Source organism: Enterobacter cloacae complex sp., assembly GCF_900322725.1.
Classification (GTDB): domain Bacteria; phylum Pseudomonadota; class Gammaproteobacteria; order Enterobacterales; family Enterobacteriaceae; genus Enterobacter; species Enterobacter quasihormaechei.
On sequence record NZ_LT991960.1, the window covers coordinates 1 to 15,104 of the forward strand.

General features: G+C 55.1%; 20 protein-coding genes and 1 pseudogene. 15 read left to right on the forward strand and 6 right to left on the reverse strand.

Features of this window, described 5'->3' with window-relative positions; translation table 11 throughout:
- From repA to DBR02_RS26090, 3 genes are all read left to right on the forward strand, one after another.
- Entirely contained in the window at positions 1-1,020 is a 1,020-nt protein-coding gene (repA, locus tag DBR02_RS26070; RefSeq protein ID WP_032408924.1) for a plasmid replication initiator RepA, read from the forward strand.
- A 1,015-nt stretch (positions 1,021-2,035) separates the two neighbouring features.
- The gene (locus tag DBR02_RS26080) at positions 2,036-2,941 is read left to right on the forward strand and encodes a hypothetical protein (RefSeq protein WP_022644917.1); all 906 of its coding nucleotides are present in this window, start codon (positions 2,036-2,038) and stop codon (positions 2,939-2,941) included.
- Positions 2,942-3,309: 368 nt separating this feature from the next.
- Positions 3,310-3,891: a DUF2913 family protein gene (locus DBR02_RS26090; RefSeq protein ID WP_032408940.1), complete on the forward strand. Its 582-nt coding sequence runs from the start codon at positions 3,310-3,312 to the stop codon at positions 3,889-3,891.
- A gap of 39 nt (positions 3,892-3,930) precedes the next feature.
- Here DBR02_RS26090 and DBR02_RS26095 read toward each other — a convergent pair whose 3' ends face one another.
- A complete protein-coding gene (locus tag DBR02_RS26095) occupies positions 3,931-4,884 on the reverse strand; it encodes an Rpn family recombination-promoting nuclease/putative transposase (protein ID WP_065803191.1) in 954 nt (317 codons plus the stop codon).
- A gap of 107 nt (positions 4,885-4,991) precedes the next feature.
- Complete coding sequence (locus tag DBR02_RS26100; protein ID WP_022644914.1) at positions 4,992-5,579, reverse strand: recombinase family protein; 588 nt, start codon at positions 5,577-5,579, stop codon at positions 4,992-4,994.
- Between the two features lie 539 nt (positions 5,580-6,118).
- Here DBR02_RS26100 and DBR02_RS26110 point away from each other — a divergent pair.
- The 3 genes from DBR02_RS26110 to DBR02_RS26120 all read left to right on the forward strand — a co-directional run bounded on the left by DBR02_RS26110 (position 6,119) and on the right by DBR02_RS26120 (position 7,904).
- Complete coding sequence (locus tag DBR02_RS26110; RefSeq protein WP_022644913.1) at positions 6,119-6,637, forward strand: hypothetical protein; 519 nt, start codon at positions 6,119-6,121, stop codon at positions 6,635-6,637.
- 353 nt (positions 6,638-6,990) lie between these two features.
- Positions 6,991-7,638, forward strand: coding sequence for an AAA family ATPase (locus DBR02_RS26115; protein WP_022644912.1), 648 nt, complete (start codon positions 6,991-6,993; stop codon positions 7,636-7,638).
- On the forward strand, positions 7,629-7,904 hold the full coding sequence (locus DBR02_RS26120; RefSeq protein WP_032072061.1) for a hypothetical protein: 276 nt from the start codon (positions 7,629-7,631) through the stop codon (positions 7,902-7,904). The genes DBR02_RS26115 and DBR02_RS26120 overlap by 10 nt, the downstream gene beginning before the upstream one ends.
- Before the next feature lie 184 nt (positions 7,905-8,088).
- On the opposite strand, the gene DBR02_RS26125 is transcribed toward DBR02_RS26120, so the two are convergent.
- The 4 genes from DBR02_RS26125 to DBR02_RS26140 form a co-directional block, all read right to left on the reverse strand.
- Complete coding sequence (locus DBR02_RS26125) at positions 8,089-8,277, reverse strand: hypothetical protein (RefSeq protein ID WP_223834410.1); 189 nt, start codon at positions 8,275-8,277, stop codon at positions 8,089-8,091.
- Positions 8,278-8,390: 113 nt separating this feature from the next.
- Positions 8,391-9,662, reverse strand: a complete 1,272-nt coding sequence (locus DBR02_RS26130) for a Y-family DNA polymerase (RefSeq protein WP_053390141.1) — start codon at positions 9,660-9,662, stop codon at positions 8,391-8,393.
- 11 nt (positions 9,663-9,673) lie between these two features.
- A complete protein-coding gene (gene umuD / locus DBR02_RS26135; RefSeq protein WP_044596206.1) occupies positions 9,674-10,123 on the reverse strand; it encodes a translesion error-prone DNA polymerase V autoproteolytic subunit in 450 nt (149 codons plus the stop codon).
- A complete protein-coding gene (locus DBR02_RS26140) occupies positions 10,120-10,365 on the reverse strand; it encodes a DinI-like family protein (RefSeq protein WP_022644908.1) in 246 nt (81 codons plus the stop codon). Before DBR02_RS26140 ends, umuD begins: the two co-directional genes overlap by 4 nt.
- Before the next feature lie 203 nt (positions 10,366-10,568).
- Between DBR02_RS26140 and DBR02_RS26145 the strand changes: the two genes are divergently transcribed.
- From DBR02_RS26145 to DBR02_RS26190, 9 genes and pseudogenes are all read left to right on the forward strand, one after another.
- Positions 10,569-10,799: a hypothetical protein gene (locus tag DBR02_RS26145; RefSeq protein WP_022644907.1), complete on the forward strand. Its 231-nt coding sequence runs from the start codon at positions 10,569-10,571 to the stop codon at positions 10,797-10,799.
- Positions 10,800-10,993: 194 nt separating this feature from the next.
- A pseudogene (locus tag DBR02_RS27205) lies at positions 10,994-11,163 on the forward strand (hypothetical protein); the annotation flags it as partial.
- 71 nt (positions 11,164-11,234) lie between these two features.
- The gene (locus DBR02_RS26150; protein WP_065803194.1) at positions 11,235-11,936 is read left to right on the forward strand and encodes a DNA methyltransferase; all 702 of its coding nucleotides are present in this window, start codon (positions 11,235-11,237) and stop codon (positions 11,934-11,936) included.
- A complete protein-coding gene (locus DBR02_RS26155; protein WP_065803195.1) occupies positions 11,936-12,157 on the forward strand; it encodes a hypothetical protein in 222 nt (73 codons plus the stop codon). Before DBR02_RS26150 ends, DBR02_RS26155 begins: the two co-directional genes overlap by 1 nt.
- A 45-nt stretch (positions 12,158-12,202) precedes the next feature.
- Entirely contained in the window at positions 12,203-12,613 is a 411-nt protein-coding gene (locus DBR02_RS26160) for a DUF1380 family protein (RefSeq protein WP_065803196.1), read from the forward strand.
- Positions 12,614-12,661: 48 nt separating this feature from the next.
- On the forward strand, positions 12,662-13,426 hold the full coding sequence (locus DBR02_RS26165) for a hypothetical protein (protein WP_065803197.1): 765 nt from the start codon (positions 12,662-12,664) through the stop codon (positions 13,424-13,426).
- A 434-nt stretch (positions 13,427-13,860) separates the two neighbouring features.
- On the forward strand, positions 13,861-14,289 hold the full coding sequence (locus DBR02_RS26865; protein WP_065803198.1) for an antirestriction protein: 429 nt from the start codon (positions 13,861-13,863) through the stop codon (positions 14,287-14,289).
- Positions 14,290-14,332: 43 nt separating this feature from the next.
- Positions 14,333-14,839, forward strand: coding sequence for an antirestriction protein ArdA (locus tag DBR02_RS26185; RefSeq protein WP_065803199.1), 507 nt, complete (start codon positions 14,333-14,335; stop codon positions 14,837-14,839).
- Positions 14,840-14,880: 41 nt separating this feature from the next.
- The gene (locus DBR02_RS26190) at positions 14,881-15,072 is read left to right on the forward strand and encodes a hypothetical protein (protein WP_020803881.1); all 192 of its coding nucleotides are present in this window, start codon (positions 14,881-14,883) and stop codon (positions 15,070-15,072) included.
- The last annotated feature ends 32 nt before the right edge of the window (positions 15,073-15,104 follow it).

The following is a 15,104-nucleotide window of genomic DNA, read 5'->3' on the forward strand; positions in this document are numbered from 1 at the left end:
GTGACTGAACAACACAATCCGCAGCACTGGAGTCAGCTGGATACGGAAGAACAGATCCGTTTCTGGCAGGGCATTGATGATGGTCACGTCGGGTCTTTTCTGGTTTCTCCGGAGAAGAAACGTACCCGTCGCCGTCGCGGTGAACACTCCACTAAACCCAAATGCGAAAACCCGTCCTGGTTCCGGCCGTCTCACTATAAGGCGCTGGGTGGCCAGCTGGGGCACGCCTATAACCGTCTGGTGGAAAAAGACCCGGCCACGGGTCAGTGCAGACTTCGCATGCACATGTCACTGCATCCTTTCTACGTCCAGGAACGGCAGCGCGCGGGGCGCAGATATGCTTTTCGCCCGGAAAAACAACGTCTTCTCGATGCGCTCTGGCCGGTACTGGTCAGCTTCTGCGATGCCGGTAAACACACGGTAGGAATGAGTGTGTCCAGACTGGCCAGAGAACTCAGCCCGAAAGATGCCCGGGGGGAAGTGATTTCCGGTACGGAAGTCACGGTACGCCGGATTTCGGCATTAATTGCCGAGCAGGTCCGCTTTGGTGTACTTGGCGTATCAGAAGAAACTCTGTGGGACAGGGAATCACGGAAGCGACTGCCTAAATACGTCTGGATCACGCCCGTTGGCTGGAAAATGCTGGGTGTTGATTTGATGAAGCTGCAGGAGCAGCAGCTGAAAAAACTACGTGAATGCGAGGAACGTCAGGCGCTCATTAAAGAGGGGCTGCTAGGCGAGAATGAGGAGATTTCTGTTCTGAGGGCGCGTAAACGCTGGTATGAGCAGCGCAGTCGTGAAGCCCTACAGTATCGCCGTGCAAAAGGTGCCGCACGTAAGCGTGCAAACCGCCTGGCCAGAATGCCCCGGGACCGTCAGGTCTACGAAATGACATGCTGGCTGAAGAAAACGCTGCCGGCAGACGAGCTCTATGGTTATTCTGCAGATAAACTTGAGCAGCTGGCCGTCCGGCATCTGTACCAGCTGGAGTTGTCACTGAACCCTTCTCCGCCTCATTAGTCAGGCAAATCACAATTTGCGTTAAAAACGGCCCCTCCGGGGCTTTTCGTGCTGGATTTTTTCAGTCACTGTTGTCAATTCAGTCCGTCTCCGACCTGATTTCACACTTTTTCTTATGATTTTGCTGCCGTCATGGCCACAGCGCGCATGTGCCTGAATACTTATCCACATAAATCCGCAAACAGATAACATACAGATTCCGGAAACAGATAAACAGAAATCTGCAAAACAGTCTTAACCCAGTTATTAATCCCCTGCATAACAAGCAGCAGGGAGATCCTTTATCTGTGTCACTTCCGTGAATAATCACATTAATGCCTTCGCTCGCAGCGACCGCAGGCGTTCGCGCCGCTCAGAAATTAGGTACCTCCCGCCGCCATGCGGCGGGCCTGTCAGCAACACTTCATCATTTAGTTACATCATCCGGGTAAATCCCCTGAGAGCCGCACCCGTGCTGTCCTCCGCATCGCATCAGACACCACAAAACAGCAGAAACCTCGCCTCTGACCACCGGAGAACGCTGACGCTTCAATCGAAACAGTGCCCACATGACCGCCACTGAAAAGCGCCGCCCCACCCCGGCCATCGGCCGGGGTAATGCATCGCTTTAAAATGGCGGATGTTGTAACTAGATCCTGTGGTTGCTGTGGGTGGTGTGGCTTTGAGTTCTGGTATACACGCTCGTAAGCGACCCTGACGGCCCGCTAACGCGGAGATACGCCCCGACTGCGGCTACCGCCTTGTCGTGACCACTCCGACCGCGCACAGAAGCTTCTGTATCGTTTTTAGCGGGTTTTGGTCTGGCAGGGCGAAGGGATGGATTGGTGGAACCTATCAACAATGTAACCGGCTGCGCCGGGCTACGGCGCCAGTCTCTCACTGAGCCATATTCACTATCAGCTGGCGCCTCCATGACGCTTCGCGCCATTCAGTGGACCGGCTGCGCACTGCTCGCCAGTCCGGTATGCATGTGATATAAACGATAGTGTTTATAAACACTTCTGTGGATATCGTTATGTTGCTGACCGACTACATTGACAGCGTGTACGGAACGGCGCGCGGAAACCGGGCGCGCTTTCTGAAGGACAACCCGGATATCCTTCCCCAGGAGCTGAGCCGCTGGCTTAAAGCTGGCCTGAAAATCAGACCTGAGACCGGAGAAATCTACAAACCCGTATCACGTCGCGTCAGGATACCGTCAGCGGTTGCCGCCGGAGCTGGCGTCTTTCTCTCTGATGACCTGCGTGAACGTGTCGCATCGCTGGCCACCGCACAGAACGTGACCACTGATGCCATGCTGAATGCCCTGGTGGAGCGCGAGGAGCTGTGCCGTAAACTGTCCCTTCAGACGGAGAATAGTGACGCCGTGCCGGAACAGCAGATTGCCGGCATTGTCAGCCGGTACTTTTCAGCACTGTCTGAGCGCAGTGAAACCGGTGCCTGGCACAGGGTGCTGGAGGGGCTGGTCCGGGAACTGACGGAGTCTGGCCTGCTGTCATTCCATACCGGTAATATTGCCGAGAGCCGCCGGCTGAACATTCCCCGCACCGCGTATTACTGGTACGGCGGTTTTGTCGCAAAGCGGGTGGCCATGATGCTGGGCTGCTACGATATCTACCTGTGGAACGAAATGATGCGGCCGGACAGCGACGTGGTCTTTGTGGGCGATGCGCGCAACGTGGTGGCCTGCTACTTCATCTGCCAGCAGATGTGCCGCCTGCTGAAAGCCGTGAGGCTGAACTGGCGTAAGCAACAGGGGACATGGGGAAGCCGGGCAGAGCTGGATGAGGCTGCGCACCGGTACACGCAGCGGCTGGCGGAGGGGATAATGGATAATGGTATTTATATTGGTGGCGACGAGCAGAACTCTTACCGACTGTACGATTATGCGGAAAAACATTACGCCTGGGCCATGCGCTGAGGCGGCAGACCCTCCTGCATGATATCAATGCTAATGTACGCATACATTAGCATTGATAATGAACGTTAATCACCTTCAGCTCTCTCGTTGTTCTGATTTTTACGGTAGTCCTGCTTCACTCTTTCGATATTCTTCAGGATACTCTGCCAGTGGTTGTCTGCCTGCTGCCGGTAACGTTCGGCAACGGCAGCAACAACGCCAGGATCGCTGTCATGGCTGCGGTGTATGGGGTTGTACGCCGGAACCGCCGAAATTTCCGTGATGGGGTTGTAAGCGGCAAGCCGCCAAAATTTTGTATATCATGGTGTAGTGAACGAGGTGCAGCCAACTTAAATAGAAAGAGGACAGCCCCCCGCGCTGGTGATGATATGAGAAATATGGAAAAAACGGGTCACCTGGCATGGTGCGCACTTATCGCCCTGCTGACTGCCAGGGAAGATGGCCTGGTGGCGTCGGAGTCGCAGGAAAACCTGTTTATCACCCGCTGGTTTGCGCAGGTGAAAAAACAGCGTCGCTTTTCTCGTGACGTGGCCACCGATGTTGACTGGATACTCAACCAGGGCCGTACGCTCGGCGTTCGCGCGCGGCTGCGCCATAAGCTGGATTATCTCTGGCGTAGCTGCACCGGCGAACTGTCTGAGCAGAACGACCTTTTTCGCCTGACCTACGCGCTGGAACTGGCGAAGCAGTACGACTGGGGGTATCACGTCCTCAGCGACAGTGAGTGGAGCGGTCGAAATAAGATTCTGCCATCGGCATCGGTGAACAGTATTTGTCTGCTGAAAAGCGCGCTGGATATTGGTTTTAATGATGACGGGACGCAGGTGCTACCTGTGCCGGCAAGAATTGGCGGCCGCGCCGAGGGGCTTAATGCGCTGCTGAAAAGCTGTGGCTGGGAGGCCGTCAGCAACGACGATCACTGGAAACTGGTGACCATCAGCGCTGGTTGACCAGTAAAGAACGGGTCGCCAGCAGGCAACCCGGTAGTGTCAGTGGGTGATGCGCTGCAGATCTTCTTCAGTCAGACCGGTCATGGCCATCACTGTATTGCGGTCGATGCCGCTCTGCAGCATCGTGCGGGCAATTCTCAGGGTCGCTTCGCGCTCGCCTTCAGAGCGTCCTTTCTCGATGCCGCGCTGTTCGCCAAGCTGGATACCTTCTTCACGGGCCTTCTGTTCCAGGCGTTGTGCAATAGTCATTAAAATCTCCTCGTGTTGCGGTGACCGGCGGGCCAGTTCCTGCAGGAATGCCTCGGGTCTGGCCGTGTCTCCCGTCTGCAGCATCCAGTTCATCAAAGTGACCAGCTGCTCATCGGTAGTGTAACCCGCAATCAGCAGGGTGACCAGATGTTCGGTCAGCTCAGCCAGGTCGCGGGTTTGTGCGTGCTTCAGCATCAGTTCCAGCAGGGCCATCCGGCGGTGCTTCATGATTTCATCGTCATCGATGGCGCCAACATCAATGAGGGGAAAATCACCGGTATACAGTTTTCGTGCTGTTTCCGGGCTGGCAAACAGCTCCGTCCAGTTCAGCGTCCAGGGCCAGGGGCTGCCACGGCCGTGGGAAAACAGCAGCGGAATAACCAGCGGCAGCTGCTCATGGCCGGCGTCCAGGTGTTTCTGCATGGCGGCAATTGAGTACCGCATGAGTCTGAACGCCATATGCCTGTCCGGACTGCTCTGATGCTCAATGAGCGTATAAATGTATCCCTCACCCTCGGTGGTCTTCAGGGAGTACAGCACGTCGGCAAAATAGGTTCGCAGGTTTTCCTCAATAAAGGAGCCTGACTCCAGCTGCAGGGTGGTCAGGTCACACAGCTGCAGTAACTCTGCCGGCAGATGCAGGGCCAGAAAATCCCGGGCGGTATCTGTATGGGTCAGGAAGGTTTTAAACAGCCCGTCATGGGGAACCGGTGACTTCCCGCCCTTTCCTTTTCTGCCTGACATTCCGCGTCTCCGTTGGTTTAAGTGTGGTCATCTGGCAGTATTATACCGGAGCTGAGGTCCTAGGGGACCGTTCCGGGGTGGTTCGGTCCCCTCCCCTGTTATTCTAGTCACTCCGAGCTCACCGCATCGTCACGCAGGCGCATGATGGTTTGTCGTGAGGTTCCAAGCTGGCGGGCAACGGCGCTGATACTGGCCCCTGCCTTCAGCTGCTCAAGCGCGGTCTGTCGCTGTTCGTTATTCAGCGCCGGTGGCCGACCAAACCGTTTCCCGGCTGCTCTGGCCCTTGCCAGGCCGGAATGTGTGCGCTCAATCAGCAGGTCCTTCTCAAACTCCGCTACCGCCGAAATGACCTGCATGGTCATCTTTCCGGCCGCGCTGGTGAGGTCCACGCCACCCAGCGCGAGGCAGTGTACACGAATACCGGACGCTGCCAGCTGCTCTACGGTCTTTCGCACGTCCATTGCGTCACGACCCAGACGATCAAGTTTGGTCACTATCAGCACATCGTCATTTTCCATGCGGTCAAGTAACCTGGCAAAACCGGGCCGTTCGCTGGCCGCTACCGAACCACTAATTTGTTCCTCAATCAGGCGCTGTGGTTTAACGGTAAAACCGGCTGCTTCAATTTCCCTGCGCTGATTTTCCGTTGTCTGTTCAAGCGTGGAGACCCGACAGTAAGCAAAAACTCGTGACATGGCATAATTTTCTGTACGAAATGGGTGTACGAATTATAACGCATGTACGAAACTAATTTCACTAAGTTTTGGACAGGTACTGTAAGCAATGTACGAAAACGGTCGGTTTTGTACTTCCCATATTGTATATCCCAGAGTGACTGGCAGACGCGCTCTACGGGCTTATGTATAGGCATTACTGTCGGCACTGTTTCTAATTTTTTGATGAATGAACCTTTATATTATTGAAAGGCTTTAGCTTTACATTTAAGAGACTCTGCTCACCAGACGTATCTCGGCTGAATAATTTTCGATATCCAAACTGACCCCTATTTACTGTTCTCGCTCCATTCTGAGCTGCTAGGTCGCGCAGCCAGTACTGGCTCCCCCGATAACCTGCTCCCGGGCTCCCCTTCTGCTTCTCCAGAGCATGGTAGTTGGATAGCTGAGGACAATTTTTTCACGTTCAGCTGATTAATTCTAGCTAAAAAACTAGCTATGTAATATAACTATAATTAATAGCTAATTTGTGTATCATCCACGCTTACAGGAGAGAGAGTATGTACGTAAAACCCACAGATGTTTTATCCCCCAGAGGCCATGTAGAGGTGCTGGATGTGCTTTACGATGCGGGCGAATGGGACGTGTCCGTCGCCCGCATTAACTACCGGGACGAACTGAACCAGCCCTTCAGCGAATGTACCGGCATACGCTGGAATGGTAATCTGGATGAGGGTAGTAAAGGTATGCCGCTGTCGCGGGGATATCCCGTGTGGTTTGTAATCCCCAAGGAGTTTGCCGCGTGCATTCAGGCTAGAGCACTGGAGCTCAACACCGATAATATTCCTGCAGTCATTGCCGAAATTAAAATGAAAGTCGAGTCTGAGCGCGCATCGAACCCTAACACTTACATGTTGGAATACAAAACAGCGCGTCAGCTGTCAGAAACTGACGTCGATGCGATACTGGGCGGTCTGAAAGACGTCGGGATTTTTGAGGCTTTCACGGAAGGCGCCCATACGATCGATATCAACGGTGTTCACACCCTGATGCTGATGTTTCCGGCCAAAAGAAAATAGGCAAGTAGAAAAATCGGATACCAATATAAACTGGTTGGTCAGGGAGGCATTCAGTGCTGACTTTGCCAGCCAGCCACAACTTATGTGGTCACAATAATATTACCCGATATCTTTTTAAGTGGAACACATAGAGCATACCCAAATAAAACCACTTGGCTTTCCACCCATCCCCCCCACTCAGGTTATGCACCAGATTACAAGTGGATTTGAATTTATGCTTTTGTTAAATGATAAAATGATAAAATGATAAAATGATAAAATGATAAAATGATAAAATGATAAAAAATCATATTATCAAAATAATTTTTTATGATAAAGTGGCTTCATAATGTCCATTTGCACTAGAGGTCCCTATGATTACTGTAATAGGTTCAAATAAAGGCGGTGCTTCAAAGAGCACAACCGCTACAAACATTGCAATTGCTTTAGCATTACGCGGAAAGGATGTTTGCCTTTTGGATGCGGATCTTCAGTCATCTGCGGCAAAGTGGCATGCTTCTCGTGAGGAAGCCGACCTGCTACCTCGCATTACCCTTATCCAGAAATATGGCAACATCAGCCAGACTTTGCGCCAGCTCGATGAAAAGTTTGATCACGTAATTGTAGATGTGGCAGGTCGCAATAGCCGCGAACTCGCTAATGCTGGGGCTGTGGCTGATATAATAATTGCTCCGCACTTGTGCTCACAGTTCGATCTGGACACTTTGGAAGAGCTTGAAGGCCAGTTGGAAGCTTGGCAGGATCTAAATCCTGATTTAAACCTCTATATGTACCAGACACGAGCGACGACTAATCCCGTATTGCGTGGTAAAGAGCGTGCAGAGTTTCTCGAATATCTGAAGGATTTCCCAACCTTACCTCCTCTTAATGCTATTAACTGTGAACGAAAAATTTATCGAGATGTTGTTCCTCTCGGGAAATCTGTTTTGGAGGCAACCAATAGAACTGCAATAGAGGAGGTTGAGCAACTGATTGAAGAGGTGTATTCCAAATGGCTTTAAAACCACGATCTGCTAAAAAACCATCCGATGCTCAGGTAGCTGCGCTCGCTGACAAACTGGCTGATAAGCAATATGGGGGGGCTGCACCTATAGTTAAAACTGAAAAAACAGTACAGCGGAGTCTTGCTCTTCCGCTGTCTCTTGATCAGGCAATTACTCGTGTGTCAGCAGAGAACAAACTCAGCGGCTCTGGTCCGAAAAATACCAGTGCTGTCATACGAGAGGCTTTAGAGCAATATCTTGAGCGGCGGAATAGTGATAACTGATTTTATGATTTTATGATTTTATGATTTTATCAAAATATTATTTAATGATTTTGATAAATAACTATGTACTTCCAGCCTGGTCGTTCTGTTTTTTTCCGGCTATCCCGTGACTGATCTCTGTCGTAGACGCGTTCCAACCCCGGTAAATTTCCGGGGCTAACTCCTTAATACTGCCTCTTCAATTTTAGTGCCGGGGGATGCTGCTGACGTCTTCTTCAGTCTGTATGACACGACCAGGCGCATTGAACGTGATGGTGATGATCTTTTTGGCCAGCCCCTCATCTGAAAGGGCATCATCCACACTGACATCACGTATCAGTGGGCTTTCCTCTTCTATATGTTGGGCAATATCCCGTAGCCACTCTGCCAGCATTCCTCTGTCCATCCTTTTTCGCTCCCGTTGTGTACAGTCAGCATCAACATATCACACTGCATATGTGCTTTTGCATCCTCACAGAGGATGGATGATTGCTCAAATTTTGTGGATTACAGATGAGCGACGGGCAAATCAGTCCATCTGGTGGTGTAGGCAGGGGAGAGCATTTCTCGTTTCATTTGCCACTCGGGAGCGATGCCTCGTCCTGCAAACCACACTTTTCCAAGCCCTGAATGGTTAATCCCGTCCACGACGTTCATCAGCGCTTCGCTGTTTGCCCGGGGCTGAACATCATCAAACAGACTCAATTGAGAACCCCCCGCAGGTGTGAAATCGTTCAGCATCACGCCGGCTTTGGCATAACGGTGACCGGGGACCCAGATGTGTCCGAGGGCTCTGACGGCAGCGGCGATGATATCCCGCGAGTCTCTGCTCGGGAACGGCAGACTCTCGCTGGCCATGTTTCCGTAGTAAGGCTCCTTCACGGCAAACGGCGACGTTTTCACAAAGACCGCGATGTGTCTGCAGTACTGCCGCTCACTGCGCAGTTTCTCCGCAGCACGCTCCGCGTACTGGCAGACAGCCTGGCGCATTGCGTCATATTCCGTGATGCGTTCACCAAAACTCCGGCTGCAGACTATCTGCTGTTTTGGCGGAGGCGCTTCTTCCAGCGAAATACAGCTTTCTCCGTTCAGCTCCCGGACCGTTCTCTCCAGCACCACGTTGAAATTCTTCCTTATGAAGGTCGGATTCGCGCGCGCCAGCTGCAGCGCGGTGGTGATCCCCATTGTGTTCAGCTTCTTCGAGATCCGGCGCCCAACACCCCATATTTCTTCCACCGGCTGCAGTGAAAGCAGTTTCTCTGTCCGGCGGGGATTACCCCGCGTGAGCGCGAGCACGCCACCAAATTGCGGCCACTCTTTGGATGCCCACTGCGCCGATTTCGCCAGTGTTTTGGTTGGCCCCATACCGACGCCGATGGTCAGGGCGGTGTGACGGAGAACATGTTCACGCAGCTGACGACCGAAGTCCTCAAAAGCGATGCAGCTGTCGATGCCGGCGACGTCGAGGAACATTTCATCAATACTGTACTGTTCCACGCGCGGGGCCAGCGCCTCAAGGCAGCGCATGACGCGTTCTGAAAATGAATGATAAAGCGAATAATTGCTGGAGAAGACCGCCACGTGGTGCTTTTCCGCCAGCGCTTTCACCTTAAACCAGGGGGCGCCCATCGGGATACCGATGTCGCGGGCTTCGCGGCTGCGCGCGATTACGCAGCCGTCATTGTTACTCAGGCAAATGACGGGTTTTCCGCGCAAATCAGGGCGAAAGACCTTCTCGCAGCTGGCATAGAAGCTGTTGACGTCAGCCAGGGCAAACATACCGGTACTCCTTACAGGCGGGCGCGGGTACGATGAATGAAGTGCATCACCACCCCGAACAGCGTGAGTTCTTCCGGCCAGAGCGTCGGATAAGCCGGATTCATCGGCTCCAGGGCAGGGCGGGGGGTAAGGCGCAGCCGCTTCACCGTAAACCCGCCGTCCACTTCCGCAATCACCACATCGCCGTCCACGGCCTTCTCTGCACGGTCGACTACCAGAATGTCGCCGTCATACAGACCCAGGTCTCGCATACTTTCCCCGCTGGCGCGCAGAAAGTAAGTGGCTGCCGGATGGCGGATACACAGGCTGTTTAAGTCCAGCTCCTGCTCAACGTAATCCCCGGCAGGACTCGGAAAACCCGCCGCACAGGCATCCGCAAACAGGGGGATCTGCTGGGAAGACGGCGTGGCCGGGAGTGTGAACACCGCCTCCGGGTCAAACAGGGGCTCCCTGCGACTCATTCCGGCAGCCATGTGTCGTCCTGCCAGATAGCTTCAAGCGTGTTCATGATGTCTGACTTTTCCTGGTCGCTGCGCGCGCCGCTGACATCCAGCGCGGTCTGCGAACTTTTCCCGATGTTCAGCCAGAGGTGAGGGTAGCGTGGGGTGAGGCGGCGCTCAATTTCCTGCTGCAGTGCGGCAAAGGTACCGCTGCGCATGGCCTTCACCTGCTCCGGGGAGAAACGGACGGAAATCTGTAACATGGCGCACCTCTTTACTGTATGGATGTACAGTTATTATTTTCCCGGTTTTCAGAATTTGCAAGCCTCTTTGTGCAGTTCCGGGCTAAAACATTGCTGTGGTTGCGAAAAAATGAGTGACGTGAAAAAACGTATGTCGGGGCTACACCGGTAGCGGTATCCTGTAATGTACAGATACCCAATGAATTTTCATCCAGGAGGTCTTTATGTCACCCGGCTTCAGAAACGTTCTTCGCTTTGCCGGCGTCCCCGTCGACAGCAGCGAACCGGTACGCAGGCAGTACGGCAGTCGCATGATTGGCATTGTGACGGTATGCCTGCTCCCGCTCCTGGTGTTCGACGTCCCGCTGTGGGTTTTCGTGCTCTCCCAGGTCATCTGGGGCGCGGGCGTGTATATCGGGCTCTCCGTGGCCGGAGATAAAACCCGGAGCCGTTGATATCCCGCCGCTGATTGTACAAAAAAAGAACAGACGTGGTGGCGCCTGTTCTCCCGCGCTTCTCCGCTGTCTGCCTTCAGGTTATCCACAATCTTAAACCCCGCGTTTGTGGACAGGTATGTCGATGCTCCTCTTTCCCCTGGTGTTGCTGAAGGCCTGCCTCCCGCTGCCAGTGTCTCGCGTCCGGCCTGGTACGGGACGGGCGGTTTTTTTGCTCAGTCCCGGCGCCGTTGAGTGTGTACGCCAGTCCCTCGCCCTGTCAGGGAACGCCCTTCAAGCCGCTTTTGCGGCATATTCTCGCCGTCTAACAGACTGACGGCTGCGATATTCCACAGTCGGCCTGACCCGTGACCGGACGCGATGAACAGGCAGCGTGCGGCAGGGAACGGTATCGCGGTGATACCTCCTGTCCCCTCTGACTACAGGAGTGCTGCCATGTCCAGATTCATTCTCGGGAACTGTATTGATGTGATGCGCGGATTCCCCGACCGCGCCGTGGACCTTATCGTGACCGATCCGCCTTATCTCGTCGGCTTTAAGGACCGTCAGGGCAGACAGATTGCCGGGGATGTGACGGACGAATGGCTGCAACCGGCCACGCTGGAGATGTACCGCGTCCTTAAAAAAGACGCCCTGATGGTCAGTTTCTACGGCTGGAACCGGGTGGACCGCTTTATGGCCGCGTGGAAGGCGGCGGGATTCTATGCCGTGGGCCAGATTGTATTCACCAAAACCTACGCTTCCAACCGTCGCAACGCGAAAGACCGACGAGGATTCGTGGACTACCGCCATGAAGGGGCTTATGTCCTTGCCAAAGGCCGCCCGGTGCCGCCCCTCAGACCGCTGCCGGATGTGATGCCTTTCCCGTATACCGGCAACCCCCTGCACCCGAACCAGAAACCGGTGGAGGCGCTACAGCCGCTGATTGAGTCATTCAGCGCCCCGGGCGCGATTATCCTCGACCCGTTTGCCGGGAGTGCCTCGACCTGCGTTGCCGCATACCGCGCCGGACGCCGCTATATCGGCATTGAAATGCTGGCGCAGTACCACCGGGCCGGAACCGAACGGCTGGCCGCCATGCGCCGGGCCGTCAACACCCCGGCGGCGAACGATGAATGGCTCCCGGAGGCGGCGTGATGAACTACGACGGACACGAAGCCCTGCGGCGCGATATGGCCGGACTGGCCAACAACATGTGCGACCTGAAAACCACCCTCAAAGTGCTGGAAGAAACGTACCACTACCGGCATGACGGGCTGCCGGAACGACTCGCGGGTATCAGCCTGCGGCGTATCAACGCCCTGATGGATGAGGCATTCAATATCGCCCTGATGCTGGATGAAAGTTTTCAGGACTGACACCCGGGCGGCGATGCCGCCCCACTGAATCACGGAGAAAACACCATGCTGTACGGCACCCGTAAAGAACTGAACAAAAAACTCAAACGTATGTTTGGGAACGAAGAACGCTACGCCCTGCTGGTCTGGACGAAAGAAGACGTGATGGCCCAGGCTGAGAACATGACGGAGGCCGAGGCTCACACCCTGCTTGAGCTTATCGGCCGCACGGGAACGGGGGAGCACACCGAAGAAGGCGTGTCATTCCGCACCGTGCAGGCGCTGTACGCCGGGATTCGCCCGGGCATTCCCCGCGTGAGCGTCCCCGTCGATACGCTGTATCGCATCACGGACATTGCCGCACAGGCGATTAACGGAGAAGACGAGCATTCGCCGTCGCTGACGGTCGATCACTACCCGAGTGTCGCTGACGCTCAGGCAGAAATCGCCTGGCTGAAACGTGAACTGGCCGCCTGACCCGTCCGCCCCGCTGAACGGCGGGGCATTCACCGAAGGAAAACAACCATGAGAAACGACACCTTCAACGCGCTGATACTCCGCCTCGGCGACCGGATGCTGCGCCAGGCTGGCTGGCCCGACGTCATTGATATGGCGCCCGTCGCACCCGAAACCGTACCCGGCTGGCTCGTCGCCTGCGGCTCTCTCAGCGGTGCGGAAATCCTCACGCTGACAGAACAGCTTTGCCAGCCGCTGACGTATGGCCGGGCTGCGTTGTTGCTCGCCAGCGCCCGGCGGCTGACGGGAACCCCGGCGCGTCTGCATCTCTTTCCGGTACAGGCATATCCGCATCCGGAGCGGCTGGCTGACTGTCAGGTTATCCGCCTGCCTTACGCGCAGGAGTGGCTGACGGCGGCAGAATGTGACGATCTGCTGGCTTTCCTGAAAGCCTCCCTCACGCAGATAACGGAAATCGTCAGGCTGGATGCGCACCGCCTTGCCGCTGCGCTGAAACCGTCCGTCACGCCGCGACTCATGGACAGGCGGTTTGGTGACTGGCGCGTACTGGCTGACGAGTACGAGCATGAAAACTGGCTGGATGAAAACGACACGGACGTACTGGATGCCGTCCTTGATGCTGTTCTGGTGCGCGGAGCAAGGTTCTGCCCCATCCTGCTCACCGTGGTCAATGAACGACGGGAGGAAATCGAAGCCGCAGGCGTTATCACCGATATGCTGCGTTTCCCCGGCGACCCGGCCCGCCGCTGGCTTGATCGCCGTGTACTGCGCGAGGTGGTGAGTGAAGCCCGGGCGACGCCCGCACAGACTTAATGATGATGGCGGGGGAAGAAAAATCACTTCCCCCCACTGACCGGCGCGGGATGACCGTATGCGATAAGGATGTCACCGTGCCGGCTCCGCATTCACCCGGCCCGGGTTCCGGGCCTTTTGGGTGAAAACCCGCCTCTGTTATCGCCGTGTCGTGTGCGGGCTGTGCCGTGCCTTCACTATAGCCCGGCCGCTGCAGATGCAAGGGTGCGCTGACGCCGCCATCCTCGCCCGGTCGCAGTGTTTGTAATGAGTCTCGCCGTTCTTCCCGTCGTTTTCTCGCTCAGATTTCGCTCCAAAACCGTCCAGACCGGCTTCGCGCTTTATCTGCGCTGCGGCCTCCGGTGTCGCCCCTGCATCTTCCGCTTTTCGCCGGGCTGTCGTGTCGGCACGGCACCGCCCGGTGTCGCAGTCCATGTGATTACGGAGGTTTTACCATGCAGTATGTGACAACACGCCCCGTCCTGAATGTTGAAGAGTGTGACCGCCTGTCTTTTATGCCCTACCTGTTCGGCACGGATTTTATGCTCGCAGAATTGCAGGTGTATGCACTGGCGAAACAATGGATGCCTGAATACCGCTGCGAGTTCTGGCATTACATCCGCTTACCGGAAGGCGGTGGTTACATGATGCCCGATAGTGGCCGCGTTCATCTGGTCAGCACGGAAAACTGGTTTGATCGCATTGTGAGCGCCGACGCGGCGGGCATTATTCTGACATCCCTGGCCGTTAACCGTCGTCTGGCGGCAAATCATGACAGCGGCAACCCGGCCCTGACTCACCTTTACATGCTGCGTGATGCCCAGCTCTGGAATCACATCACCCTTCACCCGGAATGCAACGCCATATACGCCGCGCTGGACTGATTAACGACCGGGGCGGCCATGCCGCCCCGCAGGGAGACGAAAAATGAATTCATCCATCACCACTCCGGCGGTCTACGTGGGTACGTATCACCAGTACAACTGCGGCAGCATTTTTGGCAAATGGTTTGATTTAACCGATTTCGACGACGAGGACGCGTTCTATGATGCCTGCCGGACGCTGCACGCCGGGGAAGATGACCCCGAACTGATGTTTCAGGACATCGAGGGCATCCCGTCACAGTTTGCCTCTGAATCCTCTGTTAAGTGGGCGTTTATTGAGGCTTTCCGGCAGGCACAGGATGACGGGCGCGCCGCCGCGTTTGTGGCCTGGGCGGAGTATACCGGCGAGTGTGACTATGACGCCTTTGATGACGCTTATTACGGCGAAGCGGAAAGCGAGGAAGATTTTGCTTATGGCTTTGTGGAGGACAACGGCCTGTTAAACGAGGTGCCCGAATCATTGCGCGTCTATTTCGATTATGAGGCATACGCGCGGGATTTATTCAGCAGCGGGTATGTGCTCCATGACGGTTATGTCTTCAGAAACTGAATAATGTCCGGCGGGGAAGCCGCCGGTTAAGGAGAAAACACATGAAACTTGCACCACAAAGCCGCGATATCCTGCGCCAGTACAAAGCCCTGATTAACGCACGCCGCCGGGATGCCGGTCAGCGGGAACTGACCACCGCCCAGGTGATGGATGAAATCTGCTATTACATGACCTGTCAGTGTGCCGTCTACATCGGCGGGCACTTTATCTTACAGGGTGGAAAAGGCCAGTAAGCATGATGGCAGGCGTCCGGGCCGGAGGGCGC

Excerpts from the sequence above, each read along its gene's own strand:
- DBR02_RS26155 (WP_065803195.1), top strand. The coding sequence starts at position 11,936 with ATGAACTACGACGGACACGAAGCCCTGCGGCGCGATATGGCCGGACTG.
- DBR02_RS26080 (WP_022644917.1), top strand. The coding sequence starts at position 2,036 with ATGTTGCTGACCGACTACATTGACAGCGTGTACGGAACGGCGCGCGGA.
- DBR02_RS26115 (WP_022644912.1), top strand. The coding sequence starts at position 6,991 with ATGATTACTGTAATAGGTTCAAATAAAGGCGGTGCTTCAAAGAGCACA.
- DBR02_RS26165 (WP_065803197.1), top strand. The coding sequence starts at position 12,662 with ATGAGAAACGACACCTTCAACGCGCTGATACTCCGCCTCGGCGACCGG.
- DBR02_RS26100 (WP_022644914.1), bottom strand. The coding sequence starts at position 5,579 with ATGTCACGAGTTTTTGCTTACTGTCGGGTCTCCACGCTTGAACAGACA.
- DBR02_RS26090 (WP_032408940.1), top strand. The coding sequence starts at position 3,310 with ATGAGAAATATGGAAAAAACGGGTCACCTGGCATGGTGCGCACTTATC.
- DBR02_RS26160 (WP_065803196.1), top strand. The coding sequence starts at position 12,203 with ATGCTGTACGGCACCCGTAAAGAACTGAACAAAAAACTCAAACGTATG.
- DBR02_RS26125 (WP_223834410.1), bottom strand. The coding sequence starts at position 8,277 with ATGCTGGCAGAGTGGCTACGGGATATTGCCCAACATATAGAAGAGGAA.
- DBR02_RS26120 (WP_032072061.1), top strand. The coding sequence starts at position 7,629 with ATGGCTTTAAAACCACGATCTGCTAAAAAACCATCCGATGCTCAGGTA.
- DBR02_RS26865 (WP_065803198.1), top strand. The coding sequence starts at position 13,861 with ATGCAGTATGTGACAACACGCCCCGTCCTGAATGTTGAAGAGTGTGAC.
- DBR02_RS26190 (WP_020803881.1), top strand. The coding sequence starts at position 14,881 with ATGAAACTTGCACCACAAAGCCGCGATATCCTGCGCCAGTACAAAGCC.
- DBR02_RS26095 (WP_065803191.1), bottom strand. The coding sequence starts at position 4,884 with ATGTCAGGCAGAAAAGGAAAGGGCGGGAAGTCACCGGTTCCCCATGAC.
- DBR02_RS26145 (WP_022644907.1), top strand. The coding sequence starts at position 10,569 with ATGTCACCCGGCTTCAGAAACGTTCTTCGCTTTGCCGGCGTCCCCGTC.
- DBR02_RS26150 (WP_065803194.1), top strand. The coding sequence starts at position 11,235 with ATGTCCAGATTCATTCTCGGGAACTGTATTGATGTGATGCGCGGATTC.
- DBR02_RS26130 (WP_053390141.1), bottom strand. The coding sequence starts at position 9,662 with ATGTTTGCCCTGGCTGACGTCAACAGCTTCTATGCCAGCTGCGAGAAG.
- DBR02_RS26185 (WP_065803199.1), top strand. The coding sequence starts at position 14,333 with ATGAATTCATCCATCACCACTCCGGCGGTCTACGTGGGTACGTATCAC.
- DBR02_RS26110 (WP_022644913.1), top strand. The coding sequence starts at position 6,119 with ATGTACGTAAAACCCACAGATGTTTTATCCCCCAGAGGCCATGTAGAG.
- DBR02_RS26140 (WP_022644908.1), bottom strand. The coding sequence starts at position 10,365 with ATGTTACAGATTTCCGTCCGTTTCTCCCCGGAGCAGGTGAAGGCCATG.
- umuD (WP_044596206.1), bottom strand. The coding sequence starts at position 10,123 with ATGAGTCGCAGGGAGCCCCTGTTTGACCCGGAGGCGGTGTTCACACTC.